This window comes from Lelliottia amnigena, assembly GCF_019047465.1.
GTDB lineage: Bacteria > Pseudomonadota > Gammaproteobacteria > Enterobacterales > Enterobacteriaceae > Enterobacter > Enterobacter amnigenus.
Genome location: NZ_CP077236.1, coordinates 2,728,353 through 2,751,811, shown reverse-complemented (window position 1 = coordinate 2,751,811; position 23,459 = coordinate 2,728,353). Strand labels below are relative to the sequence as shown.

Genomic DNA, 23,459 nt, shown 5'->3' with positions numbered 1-23,459 from the left:
AAAGGTTTATTGGGGGAGGAGGATGGGGGAGGAGAAAAAATGCCCGACGGAGGTCGGGCACGTCTCTTTATGCTTGTGCTAACTGACGCTCGCGGCGGCGTTTAAACACCCAACCGATCAGCAACAGCGCGATCCAGGCAAAGCCGACATACAGCGAAATACGCGTATCCGGATGGTAACCAATCAGGCCGATAATAAAGACCAGGAAGATCAGGCCAACCACCGTCGTCGGCACGCCGCCCGGCACTTTGAATTTCAGCGCTTTCACCTCTTCAGGCGGCAGACGGCGGCGGAACGCAATCTGCGACAGCAAAATCATGATCCACACCCACACCGTCGCAAAGGTCGCCAGTGACGCAATCACCAGGAAGACATTTTCCGGCATGATATAGTTCAGATAAACCGAGAGCAGCAGCGCAACGGTCATCACCAGCACGGTGACCCACGGCGTTCCGCGGCGCGAGGTTTTGGCGAACACTTTTGGCGCGTTCCCCTGCTCCACCATGCCGTGGAGCATACGTCCCACGCCAAATACATCGCTGTTGATGGCCGAAAAGGAAGCCGTCAGCACCACAAAGTTCAAAATACTGGCCGCGAACGCAATGCCTAAATGCTGGAAGGTGAGAACAAACGGACTGCCGTTGGTGCCCACCTGATTCCACGGATAAATGGACATAATCACAAACAGCGTTCCCACGTAGAACACCAGAATGCGCATCGGCACGGAGTTAATCGCGCGCGGAATGGATTTCTCCGGGTCTTTCGCTTCACCAGCGGTAATCCCAATAATCTCGATACCGCCATAGGCAAACATCACCATTTGCAGCGACATCACCATCCCGAGCCAGCCGTTGCTAAAGAAGCCGCCGTTGGTCCACAGATTATGGATCCCGGTCGGCTGTCCGCCGTTACCAATACCCCAGATAATGATCCCAAAACCGGCTGCAATCATGATGATAATCGTCGCGACTTTGAAGAAGGAGAACCAAAACTCCAGCTCACCAAACACCTTCACGCTCATCAGGTTAACGCCACAGATGATCAGCACCACGCTCAGCACCCAAATCCAGTGCGGCACCAGCGGGAACCAGACGCCCATATAAATGCCAAAGGCCGTCACGTCGGCAATCGCCACAATCAGGATCTCAAAACAGTAGGTCCAGCCGGTGATATAGCCCGCCAGCGGGCCTAAGTTTTCCTGCGCGTAGCGAGAAAAAGAGCTGGCAGAGGGATTGTGGACCGACATTTCGCCCAGCGCGCGCATAATGATATACGCCGCCACGCCGCCGATGATATAGGCCAGCAGGACGCTCGGGCCGGCCATTTTGATGGCATCTGCCGAGCCATAAAAAAGACCCGTTCCGATCGCAGAGCCCAGCGCCATAAAGCGAATATGGCGGGTGCTCAATCCACGTTTTAGTTTGTTAGTGCTTTCCATTTAAATCTTGCCATTCAACACGAAAAAAACAAAAAACCACGGGGCCATAAGCCCCGTGGTTAAACAATTTGTGATTGATTAATGCGCGCTGGAAGTGACCTGCCGCCCTGCTGCTCGATCCCAGATAATTGCCAGAATCAGTGCCACAACGGAAGGCATCAACCATGCCAGCCCCTGCTCTGACAGCGGTAAACGCTGAGTCCAGGCCGGAAGTATACCGCCAATAGCCGACGCTTTAATCCCGTCAAGGATACCAAAAATAAAGCTGATAAACATGGCAGGCGCAATAATTCGGGAGGAATTGTTCCACCACGGACGGGTGAAGCTCAACACCACCAGCACGATACACGGCGGATAAATCGCGGTCAGCACCGGGATAGAGACCTGAATCAGGTGGCTCAGCCCCAGGTTAGATACCGCCATCGAGAAACCGCCGAGGATAAACACCAGCGTGCGATAGGACAGCGGAACGTACTGCGCAAAAAACTCTGCACAGGCGCAGGTGAGGCCAACGGCCGTGACCAGACACGCCAGGAAAATCAGAACTGCCAGCATGAAGCTGCCCGCACCACCAAAGGTGTGCTGAACGTAAGCATGCAGAATCGCGGCACCGTTCGCACTCTGATCGACCAGAGATGCGCTATCAGAACCCAGGCGGAACAGCGCCAGATACAGCAGTGCCAGGCCCGCACCGGCCATCAGGCCAGCCCAGACGGTATACCGCGTCAACAGTCGCGCTTCGGTCACGCCGCGAGACCGTGCCGCGTTGACGATAACAATACCGAACGCCATCGCGCCCAGCGTATCCATCGTCAGATAGCCGTTAACGAAACCGTTCGAGAACGCCGCATTCTTATAGGCGTCCATTGCATCGCTGATCGGGCCCGCAGGCCAAATCACAGCGGCAACCGCCAGCACAATCAGGGCGAGGATTTTCAGCGGAGCAAGGAAATTGCCGACGGTATCCAGCAATTTACCCGGATAGAGCGAAACCAGAATGACAATCGCGAAGTACACCACGCTGTAAATCAGCAGCGGCAGCGGACCGTCACCGGTCAACGGCGCGATACCGACTTCAAAAGAGACGGTCGCGGTGCGCGGTGTTGCAAACAGCGGCCCGATGGCCAGATAGCACACGACCGCCAGTAAAACACCCGCTACTTTGCCAATCGGTGCGCTGAGGCTATCAACGCCGCCGCCCACTTTCGCCAGCGCGACAACGGTAAGCACCGGCAAACCCACGGCCGTAATCAGGAAGCCAAACGCCGCCATCCAGACGTGTTCACCCGCCTGCAAGCCAACCATGGGAGGAAAAATGATATTACCTGCGCCGACGAACAGCGCGAAAGTCATAAAGCCCAGCGCGATAATGTCACGCGATTTTAAGTGATGGGTCATAGAACCTTACTGCCTGTGGATGTGGTGTTGAAAACGTTGAGATTTTCGCCATCCCTAACGGGACGATACGGCGGAAAATTAACTCAATTTCAGCGGGATATGCTCCCGTCCTGGCGCAGCGAAGAATAGTTTTTCGGTTTACCGCGCAAATACAGTCGGTCTGACAGTATATGGGGCGCAATTTAAACGCTTATAACGTTTAAAGGCAAGGAGGGATCTTAAAACCAGAACAATATGCCAGCATGAAAATACAGGCCAGCACAATCCGCTAAGTATAAGAAAAACCCATGGCTAATCATGCGAACAAAAAAGCATCAGCCGTATAAAATTCATCCGCGTTTCGCTTGACTGCAAAGCAAACAGGCCAGCAAACGCTGGCCTGTGGAAAGTAAGGCTGACACACCGGCTGTCAGGCACTTTTTTTGGCAATTAATCGTTCCGGGATAACAAAACTGAATCGCGTACCTTTGCCCGGCGTACTCTGAATATCAAGGCGACTGTCGTGATGATTCAATGCATGCTTCACAATCGCCAGGCCCAGCCCACTGCCGCCGGTTTGTCGTGAGCGCGCTTTATCGACGCGGTAGAAACGCTCAGTCAGACGCGGAATGTGCTCCGGCCCAATGCCCGGTCCGTTGTCTTCAACGCTAAATTCGGCCCCCATCGGCACAGGCTGCCAGCGCACCACAATGTGTGTGCCTTCCGGCGTATGATTCACGGCGTTATAGACCAGATTCGATATCGCACTGCGCAATTGCTCTTCACTGCCGAGGATTTTGAGCGCGCTATCAACCTCAAACGTCAGCTGATGTTTTTTATGGCTCAGCGTCTGCGCTTCCCGCTCCACAACACGCAGCATCATCGGAACATCAATGGTTTCATTCAGTGCCAGCGTCGGGGCGGCTTCAATTTTCGACAGCGTCAGAAGCTGCTTCACCAGCCCTTCCATGCGATGCGTTTGCTCGCGCATCGTATGTAATGCTTTCTCTCGCGGCGCGCCTTCCAGCGTTTGCTCCTGCATCATCTCCAGATATCCCTGAAGCACGGTCAACGGGGTGCGCAATTCATGGCTGACGTTGGCAAAGAAATTACGACGCGCCCCTTCAAGCTGATGCATTTGGGTAACATCACGCGCCACCATCAGCCACTGCTTGTCGCTATAGGGCATAACGCGAATCTCAAGGTGACGGCCGTTATTCAGCACCAGATTGTGCGGGCGAGTAAATTCACGCTTTTTCAGATACAGCGTGAACTCGGGGTAACGTAGTAGATTCAGTATGTTCTGGCCATTATCGTCCGGCCAGCGGAGTCCAAGGAGCTGTTGTGCCAGACCATTACACCAGAAAATCGTCCCTTCTTCGGTAGTGAGGATCACGGCATCCGGCAGCGACTCTGCGCCGCTACGAAAGCGCTTTATCAGACTTCCCAGCTCGCGACGACGCTTTTTATTACGCATCTGCATCTGATGCAGGCCGTAAAGTAACGGCTCCCAGCTTCCGCTACCGGGCGGTGGCGTCATGCTGCGATCCACCCACAGCCACCACGACAGGCGCAGTAAATTCCAAAAATGCCAGATCAACAGGCCGGTTACTGCCGCCAGTAAAAACCACGGCAGGTAACCAAAAATAGCCCCCAAAATGAAGGCCGGGAGACAGCATAAGATCAGTTCAAAAACGAGCCTTTTCCATGACAGACGTTCCAGCACGCGTCACACTCCTGTCAGTGTTCAGAAACGGGTCGAAAAACGATAACCCGTGCCGCGGACCGTTTGCACCATGCGATCGTGGCCGCTGTGTTCCAGCGCTTTACGCAAGCGGCGAATATGCACATCAACCGTTCTGTCTTCAACATAGACGTTGGTTCCCCAAACGTTATTCAGCAACTGCTCACGACTGTAAACGCGTTCCGGATGCGTCATAAAGAAGTGCAATAGCTTAAATTCGGTCGGTCCCATGTCGAGCGGGTTTTCACCCGTCATCACGCGATGCGACGTGGGATCCAGGCTCAGCCCCTGCATCTCAATCACCTCTTCCACCGCCATCGGTGAAATACGGCGCATCACCGCTTTAATACGTGCCACCAGCTCCTTCGGTGAAAACGGCTTGGTGATGTAGTCATCCGCACCCGTTTCCAACCCGCGCACGCGATCTTCTTCTTCGCCGCGCGCGGTCAGCATCACAACCGGGATCTCGCGGGTCATCGCTTCACGTTTGATGTGTTTGATAAATTGCAGTCCAGAGCCGCCAGGCAACATCCAGTCAAGCAGAATCAAATCAGGCCAGGGTTCGTTCAGCTGATTCACCGCGCTGTCATAATCTTCAGCTTCTATCGGCTGAAAACCGTTTTGTTCGAGCACGAAGCACACCATTTCACGAATCGGAGCTTCATCTTCTACGACCAGAATACGTCTCGCCATACTTTACCCTGTCTTATTGAGGTTAAAAGTTTGTAATGCGGCGTCATTATGCGTCAGATTTATGACAGATTTATGAAAAACATTACCACTATGAATAGCAAACTATTGTTTTATTACAGCTGTAATTTCCCGTTCCCAGGACATTTATCACCGCAAAAGCCGTCACGCTACCTCACACCGGCACACCTCAGAACCCCATACTGACGCCCTTAACACTCAGAATTGGGCCGATGCAGCCAACACAGAGGCGGCCTGAAGGATCAAGTGTATAATCCCTTTCACCTTTTTTTGCCACGGATCTGTTATGCGCATACTTCACACCTCGGACTGGCATCTGGGTCAAAATTTTTACAGTAAAAGCCGCGCGGCCGAACACGAAGCGTTCCTGAACTGGCTGCTGGAAACGGCGCTGACGCACCAGGTTGACGCAATCATTGTCGCCGGTGATATTTTTGACACCGGATCGCCGCCCAGCTATGCGCGCGAAATCTATAATCGCTTCGTGGTTAATTTACAGAAAACGGGCTGCCATCTGGTCATCGTCGCGGGCAATCACGACTCGGTGGCAACACTGAATGAGTCGCGCGATATTCTGGCCTTTCTGAATACCACTGTAGTGGCAAACGCCGGGCACGCACCGCAAATCATCAAAAAACGCGACGGCACGCCGGGCGCCGTTATCTGCCCGATCCCCTTTTTGCGTCCGCGCGACATCGTGCAAAGCCAGGCCGGACTGACCGGCGGCGAAAAGCAACAGCACCTGCTGCAGGCCATCACCGACTACTATCAGCAGCAATATCTCGACGCCTGTGCCTTACGCGGTGAGGCGGCGCTACCCGTCATCGCCACCGGCCATTTAACCACCGTCGGTGCCAGTAAAAGCGACGCGGTACGCGAAATTTATATTGGTACGCTGGATGCGTTCCCGGCGCAGAACTTCCCGCCTGCCGATTACATCGCGCTCGGGCATATCCATCGGGCACAGAAGATTGGCGGCAGTGAACATATCCGCTATTGCGGCTCGCCCATTTCGCTCAGCTTTGACGAAACGGGCAAACCTAAAAGTGTGCATCTGGTGAGTTTTGTCGACGGAAAACTGCACGCGGTAGAAACCCTGGAAGTGCCGGTGACGCAGCCGCTGGCGGTGCTGAAAGGCGATCTGGCGGCCATCACCGCGCAGCTTGAGCAGTGGCGCAATGTGGAGCAAATCCCGCCCGTCTGGCTGGATATCGAAATCACGACGGATGACTATCTGCACGATATGCAGCGCAAAATCCAGGCGCTCACGGAAACGCTGCCCGTTGAGGTATTACTGGTGCGTCGCAGCCGCGAACAGCGTGAGAAAATCCTGCTCAGTGCGCAGCGCGAAACGCTCAGCGAGCTGAAAGTCGAAGAGGTTTTTGAACGCCGACTGGCGCAGGAAGAAATTGACGACGCGCAGCGCGCAAGACTCAACGAGCTGTTCACCCATACGCTGCATGCGCTCAATGATGAGGAAGAAAACGCATGAAAATTCTCAGCCTGCGTCTGAAAAATATCAACTCTCTGAAGGGCGAATGGAAGATAGATTTCACCGCTGAGCCGTTCGCCAGCAACGGTCTGTTTGCGATAACTGGCGCGACCGGCGCCGGAAAAACCACCCTGCTCGACGCCATCTGCCTCGCGCTGTATCACCAGACGCCGCGTCTGAACAAAGTCACACAATCACAAAATGATCTTATGACGCGCGACACCGCTGAATGTCTGGCGGAGGTAGAATTTGAAGTTAAAGGCATCGCTTATCGCGCGTTCTGGAGCCAGAGCCGCGCGCGTAATCAGCCAGACGGAAATTTACAGGCACCGCGCGTAGAGCTGGCCCGCTGTGAAGACGGTAAAATCCTGTCTGACAAAGCCACAGACAAAATTGAGCAAACGGCCTCGCTGACCGGGCTGGATTACGATCGTTTCACACGCTCAATGCTGTTGTCGCAGGGGCAATTTGCCGCCTTCCTCAATGCCAAACCCGGTGAACGCGCCGAGTTGCTGGAGGAACTGACCGGAACCGAAATTTACGGTCAGATTTCCGCGAGAGTCTTTGAACAACACAAAGCCGCGCGCACGGAGCTGGAAAAGCGTGAAGCCCAAGCGGCTGGCGTGATTTTACTGAGCGACGAGCAGCAACAGCAGTTGAAGCAAAGTTTGCAGGTGCTTACTGACGAAGAGAAAACGCTGCTGCTGCAACAACAAAATCACCAGCGCGATTTTCACTGGTTGACCCGTCACGAAGAGCTTCAGCGCGAGCAGCTGCGCGCGTTTACCTCGCAACAGGAGGCGCAACAGGCGCTCATCGACGCCGCACCAGACCTCGAAAAATTGCTACACGCCCAGCCCGCCGCATTGCTGCGCCCACTCTGGGAACGTCAGCAGGAGCAGACGACGCGTCTCGCACAAACCAAACAGCAGACCCAGGAAGTGAATACTCGCTTACTGTCCAGGGCGGCGCTCCGTGCGCGCATCCGCAACGGTGCGCTGCGCGCCCGCGACCAGCTGCAAACCGAGCTGTCTGCGCTGACACAGTGGCTCGCCGGGCATGACCGCTTCCGTCTGTGGGGTCAGGAAATCGCAGGCTGGCGTGCCCATTTCGCTCAGCTTCATCGCGACAAAAGTCAGATAGCGACATTGACCGGACGTATCACCGAGCTGCGGCAAAAACTGGCGAACGTACCAGAGATCGCCCTGACGCTGACCGCCGATGATGTCGCTGCGGCGATGGATCAGCAAACGGCGGCGCGTGCGTCTCGCCAGCAGCTGACCACCCTTCACGCCCGTTATCAACCGCTGCAAAAGCGCATCGCTCAAAACGCTGAAAGCGTGCAAAAGGCGCAGGCGGAGCAGCGAAAACTTAACGAGACGTTGGCCCTGCGTCGACAGCAATATAAAGAGAAAAACCAGCACTATCTGGATATCAAGGCCTTGTGCGAGCGAGAGGCCGAGATTAAAGATCTTGAGGGTTATCGAGCGCGTCTTGAAGCGGGAAAACCCTGCTTGCTCTGCGGTTCAACTGAACACCCTTCGGTGAAGCAGTATCAGACGTTAGAGATATCAGAAAACCAGCGCCGCCGTGATGCGATGGAAAAAGAAGTCGCCGCGCTGAAAGAAGAAGGCCTGCTGGTATTAGGGCAAGTCAATGCCCTGGCCAGTCAGATCCAGCGCGACACCGAAGAGGCGCAGACGCTCTCCCGGGAGGCGCAAACGCTCATGCACGCATGGCGCGAAGTGTGTGCAACACTGAACGTGACGTTGAATATCCAGGATGATATTGCCCCGTGGCTGAACGAACAGGAACATTACGAGCGCCAGCTGTATCAGCTCAGCCAGCGTCTGGCCTTACAAAGCCAGCTTAACGAGCAGGAACACCAGGAGCGGCAACTCCAGCAGCAGATTGCGGCAACACGCCTGACGCTGGAAAACGCGCTGAATGCGCTGTCATTGCAGATCCCCGATGAGGGCGCTGAAACGCTCTGGCTCACCGATCGCGAAAACGAATCGTCGCACTGGCAAGCGCAGCAGAAACAGCTCACCGCCCTTCAGGAACGTATCAACGCGCTAACACCGCTGTTGGATACGCTGCCCGCGACGGACACCGAAGACGCGGAATCCGTTATTCCTGATAACTGGCGCGAGATCCACAATGAATGCGTCTCGCTGCAAAGCCAACTCGCGACATTGCAGCAGCAGGAAAGCCTGGAAACCGAGCGCATGCAGCAATCGCAGGCTCAGTTTTCCGCCGCGCTGGAAAAAAGCGCGTTCGCCGACGGCGAGGCATTCCTGAGTGCGTTGCTTGATGCCGACACAATGCAGCGTCTGGAAACGTTAAAGCAGACGCTGGAAAACCAGATTCAACAAGCGACGGCGCTGGTGCGTCAGGCAAATCAATTGCTCAACCAACATCTGGAACAACGCCCGGAAGGATTGCAGTTGGATGCACCGACATTGCAGCATGAGCTCCAGCAACTGGCGCAACGTCTGCGTGAAAACAGCACCCGTCAGGGTGAGATCAACCAGCAGCTCAGACAGGATGGCGAGAACCGGCAGCATCAGCAGGCGCTTATCCAGCAGATTGACGAAGCTGCTCGCCTTGCGGATGACTGGGGATATCTGAATGCACTGATCGGGTCCAGTACCGGCGATCGCTTCCGTAAATTCGCTCAGGGGTTGACGCTCGACAATCTGGTGTGGCTGGCGAATCAGCAGCTGAATCGCCTGCACGGCCGCTATCTTCTGCAACGCAAAGCGAGCGACGCGCTGGAGCTGGAAGTGGTGGATACGTGGCAGGCTGACGCGGTGCGCGACACGCGAACCCTTTCCGGGGGTGAGAGTTTCCTGGTGAGCCTGGCGCTGGCGCTGGCGCTTTCTGACCTGGTGAGCCACAAAACGCGCATTGATTCCCTGTTCCTCGACGAGGGATTCGGCACGCTGGACAGCGAAACGCTGGATACCGCGCTCGATGCGCTCGATGCCCTGAATGCGACGGGGAAAACCATCGGCGTGATCAGTCATGTGGAGGCGATGAAAGAGCGCATTCCTGTGCAGATCAAAGTGAAGAAAATTAACGGACTGGGCTACAGCAAGCTGGATAAGATGTTTGCGGTGGAGTGAGGGCATCTCGCCTCTTGATGAGGGGTACAGCCGTTCCCCTCTCCATTGAGGAAGAGGGTCAGAATGAGGGGGAACATGTTGCTCAGGAGGTGGTTCCGTTCACTTCAAGACACGCGCTTCTCTATAAAAACGGAACCAGTGAACGTGCCATGGCGGCTCAATCGCCGCCGCCCTGGCGACCCGGGCTCCCGGCAAGAAAATCGCCGCTACGCGGTGCCTTCGTCTTATTCCCTCCGGCTTCGGGTCGGGCGCGATCCTGCATCCCTGCAGGTCGCACCCTCTCCGCGCATCCCTGCGCGTCGCCCCGGCCTTTGGTCAACGACTCAGCGATTTACAGCCGGACCAGTCGTCGCTTTAAGTCTTTTATTCCTGGCTGCCATCTTTAGTGCTTCAACATCAAGAATTACTGTGGCCACAACCACGCTGCGCCGCGTACTCCCCCTCACCCCGCCCTCTCCCTGAATGGAGAGGGCGGACATTATGCAAATCATGAGCTTGTGCGGATCACTCGCCACCACTGAAAGAGAAAAGAATTACTGCGGCCACAGCCACGCTGCGCCGCGTACGCCACTTGAATCGCCATGCACCGCTTTGCGGAGCGGGGTTTCACATTCGCCGCCAAAGACCCACTGCTTCATCAGGTGCGGAACCGTGGTGTAGATCCGGTCAACATTACTCATCCCGCCGCCGAGGACGATCACGTCCGGGTCGAGAATGTTCACCACATGCGCCAGCGATTTCGCCAGACGCATTTCGTAGCGATTGAGCGCCAGCTCGGCAACGGCATCGTGCTCTTCGACAAGACGCATAATCTCGTTGCCTTTTAACGCATGTCCGCTCAACCGACGATAATCGGTGGCGAATCCGGTTCCGGAAATAAAGGTTTCGATACAGCCTTGTTTACCGCAATAACACGGCACTTCGGCGCGGTATTTCAGTTCATCTTCGTCCATCCACGGCAGCGGATTGTGCCCCCATTCGCCCGCCGTCCCGTTGCCGCCAATGTGCGCGCGTCCACCAAACGCCAGGCCAGAACCGCAGCCAGTACCAATAATTACCGCAAATACCGTTTGCGCGCCCGCCGCTGCACCGTCTATCGCTTCCGAAACGGCCAGACAGTTGGCATCGTTGGCCAGACGCACTTCTCTGTTCAGGCGCACGCTCAAATCTTTATCAAAGGGCTGACCGTTAAGCCATGTGGAGTTCGCGTTTTTCACGACTCCGGTATAAGGCGAAATCGAACCCGGAATTCCCATCCCCACAGTGCCAGTCTGTCCCGTAGCCTTTTCCGCCATCTCCACCAGCGAGGCGATCGTTTCAATGGTTTGCTGATAATCATCACGCGGCGTAGGCAGGCGGTGTCGGAACAATTGTTCGCCCTGATCGCTAAGCGCAATGACTTCTGTTTTGGTGCCGCCCAAATCAATACCAATACGCACAGGACTCTCCTCATTATTTTGATTATCAACAGAGTAGAAGCAGGCCACCTGATTAGCAATGCAAGCCATGCCACAATTCGTTATCATGCCCGCTGATTTAACGACAAGGCCGTGGAAATTATCATGCTGTGGTTCAAAAATTTGATGGTTTACCGTCTCAGCCGCGAGGTTTCGCTGCAGGCAGAAGAGATGGAAAAACAGTTAGCCGCGTACACGTTTACCCCTTGCGGTAGCCAGGATATGGCGAAAACCGGTTGGGTTGCACCGATGGGTTCACAAAGCGATGCACTGACCCACACGACCAATGGTCAAATCATCCTTTGCGCCCGTAAAGAAGAGAAAATCCTGCCCTCCCCGGTGGTGAAGCAGGCGCTGGAAGCCAAGATCTTCAAGCTTGAGGCTGAACAGGGCCGTAAGCTGAAAAAAACGGAAAAAGATTCACTGAAGGATGAAGTGCTGCACTCGCTGTTGCCGCGCGCCTTTAGCCGTTTCAACCAGACCATGATGTGGATCGACACCGTCAACGATTTGATCATGGTTGACTGCGCCAGTGCCAAAAAAGCGGAAGATACGCTGGCCCTGCTGCGTAAGAGCCTGGGGTCACTGCCGGTCGTTCCGCTGACGATGGAAAATCCTATCGAACTGACGCTCACCGAATGGGTGCGCAGCGGCAGTCCGGCGCAAGGGTTCCAGCTGCTTGATGAAGCCGAATTAAAAGCGATCCTTGAAGATGGCGGCGTGATCCGCGCGAAGAAACAGGATCTGGTGTGTGACGAAATTGCGGTGCACATTGAAGCAGGCAAACTGGTGACCAAGCTGGCGCTCGACTGGCAGCAGCGAATTCAGTTTGTGATGTGCGATGACGGCTCGATTAAACGTCTGAAGTTCTGCGATGAATTGCGCGATCAAAACGAAGATATTGAGCGCGAAGATGTTAGCGGACGCTTTGATGCCGACTTCATCCTGATGACGGGTGAACTGGCCGCGCTGATTAAAAACCTGGTCGAAGGTTTAGGCGGAGAAGCACAGCGTTAATGCTGTGAAACCCTCTCCCCATGGGGAGAGGGAGAATCACTATTTCAAATAGCGGCACAGATAAGACGTCGGTTCCGCAACCTGCAGATGGAACTCGCTATGGCCAGGGACGTTGAAAACTTGTCCAGCGGAATACACTTTCCACTCTGTTTCATCCGGCAACAGCACGTTCAACGCCCCGCTAACCACCGTCATCTCTTCGGGCTCTGCGGTACCAAAGGTGTATTCCCCTTCAGCCATGACGCCAACACTGGCACGGCCAGTACTGCTGCTGGTAAAACCAATGGATTTCACTTTACCGGAAAAGTATTCGTTACTCTGAAGCATGAACTGGCCCTTATGTCTTTGGAGAAAAATCCACTATAGGGGCCATCCTTCGTGCCTGTCACGCAAAATCATCAGGCCAATAATTCAGACGCCAGGCGCGTCACCAGCACGTTGGATAACAGCACAGGCACATCGAGCGCTTTTTGCAGTAAATCGCGATGACGCTGGTGGAATCCCAGACAATCGAGCATTAAAACGTCCGCCCCCTGGTCGAGCAGTTCACGCCCTGCGGCGATGAGTTTTGTTTCGCTATCCCAGATGGGATTGGCCAGCGCAAAGAGCGGCATTTTTTGCAGGACTTTCCATTTATTCACCTGATTATCAAGCAGTTCCTGGATCGGGACGATAACGCCCACCTGATGACCATCCACAATGGAGGCCACCAGCGGTGGAATAATGCGCATGGGTTCAAGCAGAATAGAATTTCGAGCGACCAGCCCGGAGATCGGCGCGGTGCTCATCAGCAGAATAACGTCATACCCTTGATTATCGAGGACTTCGATGATGCCCTGCAACGCCCGCTCAACTTTCTGGTGCGAGACATGCGCCAGCGCACCGTCGCTTAACAATGTCGGCAGCGAATCCTCCCCGGTCCCAATCGCGTAGTCTTCCATGACCTCTTCCCGACCGATCCCAGCGAGCAGGCTGAGATGCGTAATCTGTTGTTCAGAGACATGCTCCGTTAAGAGCGGTAACACTTCGCTAACAGGAACCACACCAATGGTGAGGATCGCCAATGTTGCCTTCATTTTCGTTGTCGCCTTTCATTACTGCCACTGCACTTATACAGGCACAAGCTCACTACGCTGCGCGGCTCTTGTTTCAGGTTAAACAGCTCAAAAGCGTAGCAGCAGATCTTTACACCGAAGTGTAAAGATCGTTCACCGTTTCCGAATCTAACTGTAATGACTAAATATTAACTCTCACTTAACATTCACGCTGAGCCAAAAGTGTGATGCAGGCACGTTTATCCCCGCTTTCAGATTTATGTCAGGTCTTATCGGGGTCTTCGTAGCGGCGCTTCGCATCCAGCGCTTCCTGCTCGGTTTCATGCTCACTGATGAGTGAGTTTGGCTTCGGGTGATCCGCGCGCAGTTGGTACCAGGTAACGGTCTGATCGCCGTTACCTTTTTCAATCGTTTCGATTCGCGCTTCGCGTGGATAGGGAGGTCTGGTTGGCATAGTTCATCCTTTTTTAACGTTGAACTATGAGTATAGACGCCTGCTAGCTGGCGCAAGCCAGACGCAGCGCGGTAACGATCTGGCTGACAACCTGTTCCGGCGTCTGCGACGCATCGACGACGTGATGCGCGGCTTCACGATAAAGGGCATCACGTTCAGCAAGCACTTGGCTCACTTCGTCACCGATCGCCTTTCCGGTGAGCGTAGGGCGTTGCCCCTCTTCCGGAAATGCTTCGAGCCGTTCCACCAGGGTGGCGACGGGCGCGCAAAGATAAATGACGATGCCGTGCTCACGCATAAAGCCGCGATTATGTTCCGCCAGAATAATGCCCCCGCCGGTCGCAATGACGCTCGACGGTGCCGTGACGGCCTTCAGGGTTTCGGTCTCAAGCGCACGAAAAGTTTCCCAGCCCTCTTTTTCCACAATCTCCGCGATGGTCCGCCCGGCTTTCGATTGCAGCCAGTGATCGGTATCGACAAATTGGCTTTGACACGCGCGCGCCAGTGCGAGGCCGACGGTGGTTTTCCCGCAGCCGCGAGGGCCAACTAAAAAGATGGGTTGGGTCATAACCAGGTGTTCCCCTTGATACCGCGAGGTTGCGGCGTGTGAAATCAAAAAACGAGCAATAATACCATTAAACTAGTACACAAAGTAATTGTAAAAATTGGATTACAGCAAGAATATGTGTGTATGACAGAGAGCGTAAACACTGAGAATATCAATCGCACTCTGTAAAGAAATCATTGCATATGTGGGTGCGTTTACTTTACTGCAAAGCGTCTGATGATGACAACCCTGCGGTTGTCATACTCTATCACATTTTAGCAATGCTTATCATTACGCGGTACGGCGTTTCACTTCCAGCAGCCATTTATCCAGCTCAGCGGCAAATTGCTGCCGATCGCGTTGGGAAAGCGTGTCAGGCCCACCCGTTTGCACGCCGCTCGCGCGCAGGGTATCCATGAAATCACGCATCGTGAGGATCTGACGAATGGTTGACGGCGAGTAACGCTCGCCGCGTGGATTCAGTGCGGCCGCCCCTTTTTCCAGAACTTCCGCAGCCAGCGGAATATCCGCAGTTATCACTAAATCTTCCGGGCTGCACAGCCGCACAATCTCGTTATCCGCCACGTCAAAACCCGCAGGGACGCGCATCGAGCGAATAAATTTTGACGGCGGAATGCGCAGATTCTGGTTTGCCACCAGCGTTAACGGCATCTGCACGCGCTCGGCGGCGCGAAACAAAATCTCTTTGATGACATTCGGACACGCATCCGCATCCACCCAAATCGCCATAGTGTCTCCCTTGTTTAGCATGAGCGGCTATTGTCGCCTGCTTTTCGTCGACAGGCAAAGCAGCGTAAGCTTTAGCCCTGAAGAAAAATCCACGTTAAGCTATAGAGTAGAACGCAAAACGCATAATTACGGAGAGACGTGATGGATAAGAAAATCGGTTTTATTGGCTGCGGTAACATGGGAAAAGCCATTCTCGGCGGCCTGATCGCCAGCGGCCAGGTGTTGCCGGGACAAATTTGGGTCTACACCCCGTCACCGGATAAAGTGGCTGCCCTTCGCGATCAGTACGGGATTAACGCCGCCGAAAGCGCACAGGAAGTGGCCCAGATTGCCGATATCGTCTTCGGCGCCGTCAAACCTAACATCATGATTAAAGTGCTGAGCGACATTACCTCCAGCCTTAACAAAGAGACGCTGGTGGTATCAATTGCAGCGGGCGTCACTCTGGATCAGCTCGCGCGCGCGCTGGGTCACGACCGTAAAATCGTCCGCGCCATGCCAAACACGCCGTCGCTGGTGAATGCGGGCATGACCTCTGTCACACCGAATGCGCTGGTGACGTCTGAAGACGTGGCGGACGTGCTGAATATTTTCCGCTGCTTTGGCGAGGCCGAAGTGATTGCCGAGCCGATGATCCACCCGGTTGTCGGCGTCAGCGGATCTGCCCCGGCCTACGTCTTTATGTTTATTGAAGCGATGGCTGATGCTGCCGTGCTGGGCGGAATGCCGCGCGCGCAGGCGTACAAATTTGCCGCTCAGGCGGTGATGGGTTCTGCAAAAATGGTGCTGGAGACGGGTAAACATCCCGGTGAACTGAAAGATATGGTGTGCTCGCCCGGTGGAACCACCATTGAAGCCGTGCGGGTGCTCGAGGAGCGCGGATTCCGCTCTGCGGTGATCGAGGCGATGAGCAAATGCATGGAAAAGTCAGAACAGCTGAGTAAATCCTGATAAGGATTGCCGGGCGTCAGGCGGCCACTTCGGTGCGGTTGCGTCCGGCATTTTTCGCTTTATATAACGCTACGTCAGCCGCTTTCAGCCATTCACGGTAGTGTCCAAATTCCGGTGTTAACGGTGCCACGCCAACGCTGATACGCAAGCGCACCTGCGGGGCACAGGGTAAGGTGAGCGCCGCCAGCCGTTCATGCACGCGAGACATCGCCGCTATCGCACTCTCCGCAGGCGTTCCACTCATCACCACGGCAAATTCATCACCACCAAAACGGCCGATAAGATCCCCTGCACGTAACGCCAGTTGCAGTTGACGCGTGACGGCGATAATCGCCTCATCGCCCACGTCGTGGCCCCACGTATCATTGATATTTTTAAAATGATCGATATCGATAATCAAAATGGCGGCGTCGCGATGGCTCCGTAAGCAGGTGTCGTATTCATTGCGTAACAGAATTTCCCAGTGCCGACGATTAAACACGCCGGTCATTCCGTCGCGGGTACTCATTAGCTCCAGACGACGCTTATGCTCCGCCAGTCGGATCGCTGTCTGATGACTCACCCAGGCAAAAATCAGCGGATAAAGCACCAGGACCGGTAGCGAAAGCCATAATTCGAGCGGGGTCAACGTCAAGGCAGGCGTGGTACCGGTGAGTTGCAGCGTGATGAGCGTGGCGACGGCAGTAATGATGGCGCCAGCGCTAAACAACTTCACGCCGCCCGCCCCCATCAGGTTCATTCCGATCATCATGACCAGCGCGACCGTGGGCAAGACGTCAACGCCCATTAACCCCATCCAGACGCCTGCCACCATCGCATCCGCTTTGAGATTTAAAATTTCGCTGCTGCGGGGATCGGCGGAACGGTAAGCCAGCTGCCAGGCCAGATGTGGCCAGATGAACGACCAACCCACCAGCAATAGCCACCAGCCTCCAGGCGGAGCATGTGCCACCATTGCCCCTGCAATCGGGAAGAACATTGCGGCCAGTCCCAACATGCGCGGCAATCGAACTCGCCGGGCAAACCGAATGCCGGAACGGTGGTGGTCATCCTGAGAAAGGTCCTGTTGCCACTCTTCTCGGGTGACGCCTTTATTGTAAAAGTTTTCGTCATTCATAATTTTTGGGAACATTCTGAAACATTTCCCAAATTATAGAGAGGGGGGGAGCGGGGAAAGTATGAAATTTCGGGTGAGCCAATACCCAGGCTCACCCGTTAGGACTACACGGATTTCTTGAGGCACGCGCTCATAAACTTGCTGCGGTCTTCGCCTTTGAGCATCTGTTGCGTCGCCTGAGAATTACACTCGCGCATTTTTTGCTGCTGTGGCGTCAGGCTCTTTTCGCCGGGTTTCGTGTCTTTGTTTTTCAGGCAATCGCTCATATAGGTTTTACGGGCATCGCCTTTCAGCGTCTGGGACGTGGCCTGCTGATTACAGGTCGTCATTCGCTGCTGTTGAGGGGTAAGCGTTCTCTCCGCCGCCGTTGCCGTCGACATCAGGAACATCGCGGAAAGCAGAGTCACAGACAGAGTCAGTTTCATAGCACCATCCTTTCATGAAGGTTCACACTAAGTCTGGTTCGTGACGGGGAAAAAACCACCCGGCGGAGGGGAATTTCCGCCGGGTTTCTCTTTTATTTCAATCCAAGCGCCGCTTTCATGGTGTAGAACAGATCGGTCTGATCCGTCAGCCCTACCACGTTTGCTGCATGAGGACCATACGCCGCAATGCGTAGCTGCGAGCCAGTATGTTCCATGGAGTCTTCTTCGGAGTTGCCATAGCTCATCACCATCACCGCCCCGTCTTTGGTGTTCAGCGCCTGAGTCAGGCCCGGCGCTTTGGTGTCCGGTGCAACGATCTGGCTGGCATGTGCGTGGTCAGCCGTAACCACCACCAGGGTGTTGCCGTCTTTCTTCGCAAACTCCAGCGCCTTTTGCACCGCTTCATCCAGATCGACCGTTTCGCCGATCTGACCACACGGATTCGCAGCGTGATCCTGTTTATCGATCGACGCGCCTTCCACCTGCAGGAAGAAGCCCTTATCGCCTTTGTTTAACAGGGTGATCGCTTTATCCGTCATCTGCGCCAGCGTAGGGATGCTGTCATTGCGTTTCGGATTTGGCGCACAGGTGACAACAGGCTTGTCGAGGTTACCGTGATAGGAGGCTTTTGGCCCTTCCCAGCGCACCGGCATATTCCCGTCCGAGAACAGGCCAAGCAGCGGTTTATCCTGGTTTGCTTCAGTAATGGCCGCCAGAGAAGTCGCATCGCTCACCATCTGATAGCCGCGAGCCTGCGCCTGCTCGCGCAGCGTTTTGCCCTGCCAGTCTCCCGCGGTTGCGGTTTCGGCGAACGTCTTCGCTCCGCCGCCCAGAGTGACATCAGCGCGGGCATTCAGCAGTTGCTCGGTAATGGAGCCTTTACCGCCTTTTTCCAGCGCGTTAGAGGGGCATTTTTCGCTGGTCACGGTCGGGCCGTAGCATTTACGCGACGTCACGTGCGCCACCAGCGCGGCAGGGGTTGCATCCTGGAGCTCCGCCGTAGAGACGTTGCCCGTTGAAAGCCCAGCGGCTTTTGCCATCTCCAGAATGGTCTGGTGATCTTTTTCGTGAATATCGACGCCCAGCGCGCCGTTATAGGTTTTAACCCCGGTGGTCCAGGCGGTTGCGGAAGCCGCAGAGTCGGTCACGTAATCCGGCTTGCCGGTTTTTTTGTCCAGCGCGTAATGGGTATATTGGCCGGTCAAAGGCAACGCATCGATCCCTTTAAAGAAACCGCCTGCACCCTCAGCGTAATTACGCGCAGCGGTAATTTCAGAATCGCCCATGCCGTCGCCGATTAACAGAATAATATTTTTGGCCGGCTTATCATTAAGCGATGCACGAATCGCGGCGGTTTGGTCTTCCGACAAACGGCGGGCACCGCCGGGTTGAGTGATATCCCCGTGCGCAGCACGATTGTCCAGGACGTGGGTATCGGTGGTTTCGGCGTGTGACGTTGCGGTGAATAACAACGGAATTAATGCGATGAATAGTGCGCTCTGTTTCACTTTATTTTCTCCATGTACAAATACATAAAAAATAAACAGAGCGACTATAGGCAGTCCATATGACAATGCTATGACAGCGTTTTCGATTTTGTGAAAGATTAATTACGGGGATGTCGCAACAACTTTTTTACGTATTCCTGTAGCATCTCGCTATCCTGAACCGGCACCTGAGAGCCGGGCCTGGCATCCTCCAGAGCGCCTTCGATACTTCGTATCAGCGCCTGTTGCTCGGTCTGTGCCATTTGTCGTAACAATGCAGTGACGACAATCTCTAACGCTTCAACCTGGGCAACCAGCTCTTTTGACTCTTCTTCCTTTTGGGCAAGCTTCACCAGCAACTCAGCAATGAGATTTTTCATCGGGTATTTCCTTATCAGATTTTTGCTGAACTTATCACTCCGATGGAATAATGCAAAGAGGCGAAAACTATTATCGTTATGAAAAAACACGCTATGTCGCAAATAACGATGATTTAGCGTGAGCGAAACGTTTTGCTATTATAAAAACTGATTACACCCCTTATGAAGAGTAGAAATTGACATCTTCTTTTCTATTCATAAAATTCAGCTGCTCTTAAATACATCCTATATTGTCGCTACATTATTATCGGGCGCCTGCCCTATCGGCTTTTTGACGTCGGCGCTGTAAAGCAATGGCAAGTTGAATAATATTGAGCAACACCACCACCGCCGTGGCGGCAAACACCCAGCGGAATCCCGCCATCGCCGAGACAGATGCGCCAATCAGTGGGCCAATCACATTTCCCAGATACATAAATGACTGGTTATACCCAAAGATCCGGCCTGTTACCTGATCGCTGGAGTACTTCACCAGCAGCGTTTGTACCGCCGGGAGCATCGCTCCGTCGGCGAATCCCAACAGAAAACGCAGAACGCCAAGCTGGAAGGGTGACGTCACAAATGACATCGCGAAAAACAGCACCACTGCAAAAATAAGCGTCGCCATTAATATGCGTGCCGTGCCGATCCGATCGCCCAGCTTGCCCAATTTTGGTGCAGACATCAGCGCAGACACGCCGGGCACGGCGGCGATCATGCCGCTCAGAAACGCAATATTGTTGCTGTCCGGGGCCATCGATTTAATAAACAGCGTCAAAATCGGCCCAATCGAGCCGTTACAAAGCTGAATCACCATCGTGGTGACAAACAGGCTAATCATCAGCCCGGGATAAGGAAGCGTGGCGAATACGGCTTTGCCGCTCAGACGCTCGGCTTTGCTGATCGTCGGCCGCACGCCCTCTTTGATCAGGAAAAACGTGACCAGAAAACTCACCATCAGCAGCAGCGCGGTGATGAAAAAGACCGCGCGCAGGCCAACATGGTCAGCCAAAAAACCGCCCATCAGCGGGCCGCCAATCACGCCGCTAATCTGCGCGGTGGAAAGCGTACTGATCGCCCACCCGCTGCGCTCGCGCGGGACTTGCGACGCCACCAGCGCCATCGCGTTAGGAATATAGCCCGACGTTAGCCCCATCAGGCCGCGCAGCAAAAACAGCTGCCAGACGTTGGTCGCGTAAGCCTGAAGCAGAATTGCGATCGCCATCCCCAGCGAGGCGCGCAGCAGCATGAGTTTGCGCCCTTTACGATCCGCCAGGCTGCCCCACATGGGCGAAACAATCGCTGAAACCAGGAAAGTGATACTGAACGTCAGACCGGACCACATCGACAGCGCCTCATGCGACGAGACGCCGAGCTGTGAGACATACAGCGGCAGGAACGGCAAAATCTGGCTGATGGCAAGGCCGGTAAAAAAGCAGCCAAACCAAACGGAGATGAGGTTTACTTTCCAGGATTCCATAACAAGCGGTATCTTCATTTTTAGGCGAATTCGCCGACAGATTAGCAAGTTACGTTAAATCAGATGGCACCAGAGATGCGGTATCGACGACTTTGGTGTTTTATCTCCCCAGTCATCATATATGTGAAACAAGTCACATTTTATCCACTTTATGCTGGTGATTTATGCTTTAACGACACAGTCCAAAACCGCGCATCCCAAGATGGAAATGGTTGGCGTGCGCGGCGTTATATTCCGGGCCTAAGCCATTGCCATAATAATCACAGCTGGCACTCAACAGCGCTTTAAGCCAGGGCTGCGTTTTATCTTCGCGCCAGCCGCGGAGCACCGTTACCCGCTGCCCATCAGAGAGCTGAAACGCGCTGATATCCAGGGCTTCGGCGCTGGCGTGTTCACTGCGGCGCGCATCGGGGCGATGATAAATATTGCGGCAGGCAAAACTGCCCAGATGTTCGATACGCTTCAGCTCGCTGCCCATTATCGTTTGAGTCAGCGGGCGCGCCTGCTGCTGAATAAACAGCGCGGAGCTCAGCGCCAGCGGGCAGCTGGCGATAAAACTGCTGCTCAGCGTCACCGGACCAAAATTTCGCACGCGCACCACGTCAGTCAGCGGGCAGTCCCCCGCGCTATCGGCCATGGACTGGGTCTGGATCCACTGTTTTTGATTCGCCTCTGCCAGCAGAGTCGTACAGGCCTCCGGCGTCAGGCGACGCAGTTTGAACTGGGTGATCTTGCCAGGCTTGTCGTCGAGCTTAAGTGGCGTAAAAGGATTGTAATACGACGGTAGCCAGCGATAACCCACCACGGCGGCACCCACAATAATCGCGCAGACAAACAGACTTTTCCCTCTCACATTCTCTCCTCTTTTATGCGTCAAAACATTATGGCAGAAGGCGGCGAATCCCACAGGGCATGTGGTATGTTATAGGCTTTGAGACAGACTGGAAGAGTGTGAGATGGCGAAGCAGCGGGTAGGAATTGTCTTTGGGGGAAAATCAGCAGAACACGAAGTGTCGCTGCAATCGGCTAAAAATATCGTGGATGCGATTGATAAAAGCCGCTTTGATGTGGTCCTGCTGGGCATTGATAAACAAGGCCAATGGCATGTGAACGATGCCAGTCAGTATCTGCTGAATGCAGACGATCCGGCGCATATCGCGCTCAATCCTTCAGAAATCAGCGTTGCGACCGTGCCTGGCGTCATCCACGGCCAGCTGATCAACGCGGGCAACGCTCAAACGCTGGCGCAGATTGACGTCGTTTTCCCGATTGTTCACGGCACGTTGGGCGAAGATGGCTCCCTGCAAGGGATGTTGCGCATGGCAAACCTGCCGTTTGTCGGCTCGGATGTGCTCGGTTCTGCCGCCTGCATGGATAAAGATGTCACCAAGCGTTTGCTGCGTGACGCCGGTCTGAACATTGCGCCATTTGTGACCCTGACCCGTGCCAACCGCGATAAACACAGTTTCGCCCAGATCACCGCTCAGCTTGGCCTGCCGCTGTTTGTGAAACCAGCCAACCAGGGTTCATCCGTTGGCGTCAGTAAAGTGACCAGCGAAGCGCAATTCGCAGATGCAGTGCGCCTGGCGTTTGAATTCGATCATAAAGTGGTAGTTGAACAAGGCATTACAGGTCGTGAAATCGAATGCGCCGTTTTAGGCAACGATTTCCCACAGGCCAGCACCTGCGGTGAAGTGGTTCTGAACAGTGATTTCTACTCTTACGACACCAAATATATCGATGATAAAGGCGCGCAGGTCGTGGTGCCGGCGGTATTGGATCCTGAAATTAACGACAAGATCCGCGCGATCGCCATCGACGCTTATCAGGCACTTGGCTGCGGCGGTATGGCGCGCGTCGATGTGTTCCTGACGGCAGAAAATGAGGTCATTATTAACGAAATCAACACGCTGCCGGGCTTCACCAACATCAGCATGTATCCAAAACTCTGGCAGGCGAGCGGGCTCAGCTATCCTGCGTTAATCACCCGTCTTATCGAACTGGCGCTGGAGCGACACACCGCCGACAGCGCCCTGAAGAGCTCAGTAAACGGTTAATCCGCTTTCTCAGAACGCTCTACGTTTTCCGTCGTCGCGTCTTCAGGCCGACGGCGGATAATTAACCCTGCCAGCCAGAAACAAATCACCCACGTCACCAGCCCCAGCGCATAGGTTTGCCAGCCTTTTGCTTCAAACCCAAGCAGCCCAATCACACCGTTAAGAATAAAAATCAGCCCAATCGCAAAGGCATAGTAATGCCAGTCACGGCGTAGTTTGTCAGACAGCTTCATGGCAACTCCGGCAGGATAAAAAGACATCCTCTCACAGTTTCGTGATGCGGTCTGTGGCGGATGCGGAAATTCTTAAATACGAATCAATTTAACTTAAGTTAAAAAACTGTGATGCGATGCAGAAATCGACAATCCAGGAGGAATACCAGGCGTAAATTACCACGATTCTGATATTGACAA

At 54.4% G+C, this 23,459-nt stretch carries 22 protein-coding genes; 5 read left to right on the top strand and 17 right to left on the bottom strand.

Annotated features, from left to right (window positions below):
• Positions 1–67 precede the first annotated feature (67 nt).
• The 4 genes from proY to phoB all read right to left on the bottom strand — a co-directional run bounded on the left by proY (position 68) and on the right by phoB (position 5,252).
• On the bottom strand, positions 68–1,438 hold the full coding sequence (gene proY, locus I6L74_RS12845; protein ID WP_059177872.1) for a proline-specific permease ProY: 1,371 nt from the start codon (positions 1,436–1,438) through the stop codon (positions 68–70).
• 78 nt (positions 1,439–1,516) lie between these two features.
• Positions 1,517–2,836 carry a branched-chain amino acid transporter carrier protein BrnQ gene (gene brnQ, locus I6L74_RS12840; RefSeq protein WP_059177871.1) on the bottom strand — a complete coding sequence of 440 codons (1,320 nt, stop codon included), beginning with the start codon at positions 2,834–2,836 and terminating at the stop codon, positions 1,517–1,519.
• A gap of 409 nt (positions 2,837–3,245) precedes the next feature.
• On the bottom strand, positions 3,246–4,541 hold the full coding sequence (gene phoR, locus I6L74_RS12835; RefSeq protein ID WP_059177870.1) for a phosphate regulon sensor histidine kinase PhoR: 1,296 nt from the start codon (positions 4,539–4,541) through the stop codon (positions 3,246–3,248).
• Positions 4,542–4,562: 21 nt separating this feature from the next.
• Positions 4,563–5,252, bottom strand: a complete 690-nt coding sequence (gene phoB, locus I6L74_RS12830; protein ID WP_059177869.1) for a phosphate response regulator transcription factor PhoB — start codon at positions 5,250–5,252, stop codon at positions 4,563–4,565.
• A 304-nt stretch (positions 5,253–5,556) separates the two neighbouring features.
• Between phoB and sbcD the strand changes: the two genes are divergently transcribed.
• Positions 5,557–6,762: an exonuclease subunit SbcD gene (sbcD, locus tag I6L74_RS12825; protein WP_059177868.1), complete on the top strand. Its 1,206-nt coding sequence runs from the start codon at positions 5,557–5,559 to the stop codon at positions 6,760–6,762.
• The gene (gene sbcC / locus I6L74_RS12820) at positions 6,759–9,890 is read left to right on the top strand and encodes an exonuclease subunit SbcC (RefSeq protein WP_059177867.1); all 3,132 of its coding nucleotides are present in this window, start codon (positions 6,759–6,761) and stop codon (positions 9,888–9,890) included. The genes sbcD and sbcC overlap by 4 nt, the downstream gene beginning before the upstream one ends.
• A gap of 533 nt (positions 9,891–10,423) precedes the next feature.
• On the opposite strand, the gene mak is transcribed toward sbcC, so the two are convergent.
• The gene (mak, locus tag I6L74_RS12815) at positions 10,424–11,329 is read right to left on the bottom strand and encodes a fructokinase (protein WP_059178038.1); all 906 of its coding nucleotides are present in this window, start codon (positions 11,327–11,329) and stop codon (positions 10,424–10,426) included.
• A gap of 123 nt (positions 11,330–11,452) precedes the next feature.
• On the opposite strand from mak, the gene rdgC reads away from it, so the two are divergent.
• Positions 11,453–12,364: a recombination-associated protein RdgC gene (rdgC, locus tag I6L74_RS12810; protein WP_012016268.1), complete on the top strand. Its 912-nt coding sequence runs from the start codon at positions 11,453–11,455 to the stop codon at positions 12,362–12,364.
• Positions 12,365–12,403: 39 nt separating this feature from the next.
• Here the strand turns inward: rdgC and ppnP are convergent, their stop codons facing one another.
• From ppnP to I6L74_RS12785, 5 genes are all read right to left on the bottom strand, one after another.
• Positions 12,404–12,691: a pyrimidine/purine nucleoside phosphorylase gene (gene ppnP / locus I6L74_RS12805; RefSeq protein WP_059177866.1), complete on the bottom strand. Its 288-nt coding sequence runs from the start codon at positions 12,689–12,691 to the stop codon at positions 12,404–12,406.
• A gap of 71 nt (positions 12,692–12,762) precedes the next feature.
• Positions 12,763–13,440 carry an AroM family protein gene (locus I6L74_RS12800; protein WP_059177865.1) on the bottom strand — a complete coding sequence of 226 codons (678 nt, stop codon included), beginning with the start codon at positions 13,438–13,440 and terminating at the stop codon, positions 12,763–12,765.
• A 241-nt stretch (positions 13,441–13,681) separates the two neighbouring features.
• A complete protein-coding gene (gene yaiA / locus I6L74_RS12795; RefSeq protein ID WP_059177864.1) occupies positions 13,682–13,873 on the bottom strand; it encodes a protein YaiA in 192 nt (63 codons plus the stop codon).
• Between the two features lie 43 nt (positions 13,874–13,916).
• The gene (gene aroL, locus I6L74_RS12790; RefSeq protein WP_059177863.1) at positions 13,917–14,441 is read right to left on the bottom strand and encodes a shikimate kinase AroL; all 525 of its coding nucleotides are present in this window, start codon (positions 14,439–14,441) and stop codon (positions 13,917–13,919) included.
• A 270-nt stretch (positions 14,442–14,711) separates the two neighbouring features.
• Positions 14,712–15,170 (bottom strand): YaiI/YqxD family protein, encoded by a 459-nt coding sequence (locus I6L74_RS12785; protein ID WP_059177862.1) that lies wholly within the window; start codon positions 15,168–15,170, stop codon positions 14,712–14,714.
• Between the two features lie 141 nt (positions 15,171–15,311).
• Between I6L74_RS12785 and proC the strand changes: the two genes are divergently transcribed.
• Positions 15,312–16,121, top strand: coding sequence for a pyrroline-5-carboxylate reductase (gene proC / locus I6L74_RS12780; protein WP_059177861.1), 810 nt, complete (start codon positions 15,312–15,314; stop codon positions 16,119–16,121).
• A 16-nt stretch (positions 16,122–16,137) separates the two neighbouring features.
• Here proC and adrA read toward each other — a convergent pair whose 3' ends face one another.
• The 6 genes from adrA to I6L74_RS12750 all read right to left on the bottom strand — a co-directional run bounded on the left by adrA (position 16,138) and on the right by I6L74_RS12750 (position 21,842).
• Complete coding sequence (gene adrA / locus I6L74_RS12775; protein ID WP_059177860.1) at positions 16,138–17,253, bottom strand: diguanylate cyclase AdrA; 1,116 nt, start codon at positions 17,251–17,253, stop codon at positions 16,138–16,140.
• An 89-nt stretch (positions 17,254–17,342) separates the two neighbouring features.
• Positions 17,343–17,663 (bottom strand): phosphate starvation-inducible protein PsiF, encoded by a 321-nt coding sequence (psiF, locus tag I6L74_RS12770; RefSeq protein ID WP_059177859.1) that lies wholly within the window; start codon positions 17,661–17,663, stop codon positions 17,343–17,345.
• Between the two features lie 92 nt (positions 17,664–17,755).
• Complete coding sequence (phoA, locus tag I6L74_RS12765; protein ID WP_059177858.1) at positions 17,756–19,171, bottom strand: alkaline phosphatase; 1,416 nt, start codon at positions 19,169–19,171, stop codon at positions 17,756–17,758.
• Between the two features lie 98 nt (positions 19,172–19,269).
• The gene (gene iraP / locus I6L74_RS12760) at positions 19,270–19,530 is read right to left on the bottom strand and encodes an anti-adapter protein IraP (RefSeq protein ID WP_059177857.1); all 261 of its coding nucleotides are present in this window, start codon (positions 19,528–19,530) and stop codon (positions 19,270–19,272) included.
• A 244-nt stretch (positions 19,531–19,774) separates the two neighbouring features.
• Entirely contained in the window at positions 19,775–20,989 is a 1,215-nt protein-coding gene (locus I6L74_RS12755) for a multidrug efflux MFS transporter (RefSeq protein WP_096759572.1), read from the bottom strand.
• 169 nt (positions 20,990–21,158) lie between these two features.
• Positions 21,159–21,842 (bottom strand): extensin-like domain-containing protein, encoded by a 684-nt coding sequence (locus I6L74_RS12750; protein ID WP_059177855.1) that lies wholly within the window; start codon positions 21,840–21,842, stop codon positions 21,159–21,161.
• A gap of 103 nt (positions 21,843–21,945) precedes the next feature.
• Here I6L74_RS12750 and ddlA point away from each other — a divergent pair, with 103 nt between their 5' ends.
• Positions 21,946–23,046 carry a D-alanine--D-alanine ligase gene (gene ddlA, locus I6L74_RS12745; protein ID WP_059177854.1) on the top strand — a complete coding sequence of 367 codons (1,101 nt, stop codon included), beginning with the start codon at positions 21,946–21,948 and terminating at the stop codon, positions 23,044–23,046.
• Here ddlA and I6L74_RS12740 read toward each other — a convergent pair.
• The gene (locus I6L74_RS12740) at positions 23,043–23,279 is read right to left on the bottom strand and encodes a DUF2754 domain-containing protein (RefSeq protein WP_059177853.1); all 237 of its coding nucleotides are present in this window, start codon (positions 23,277–23,279) and stop codon (positions 23,043–23,045) included. The two genes, ddlA and I6L74_RS12740, sit on opposite strands and share 4 nt — an antisense overlap.
• Between the last annotated feature and the right edge of the window lie 180 nt (positions 23,280–23,459).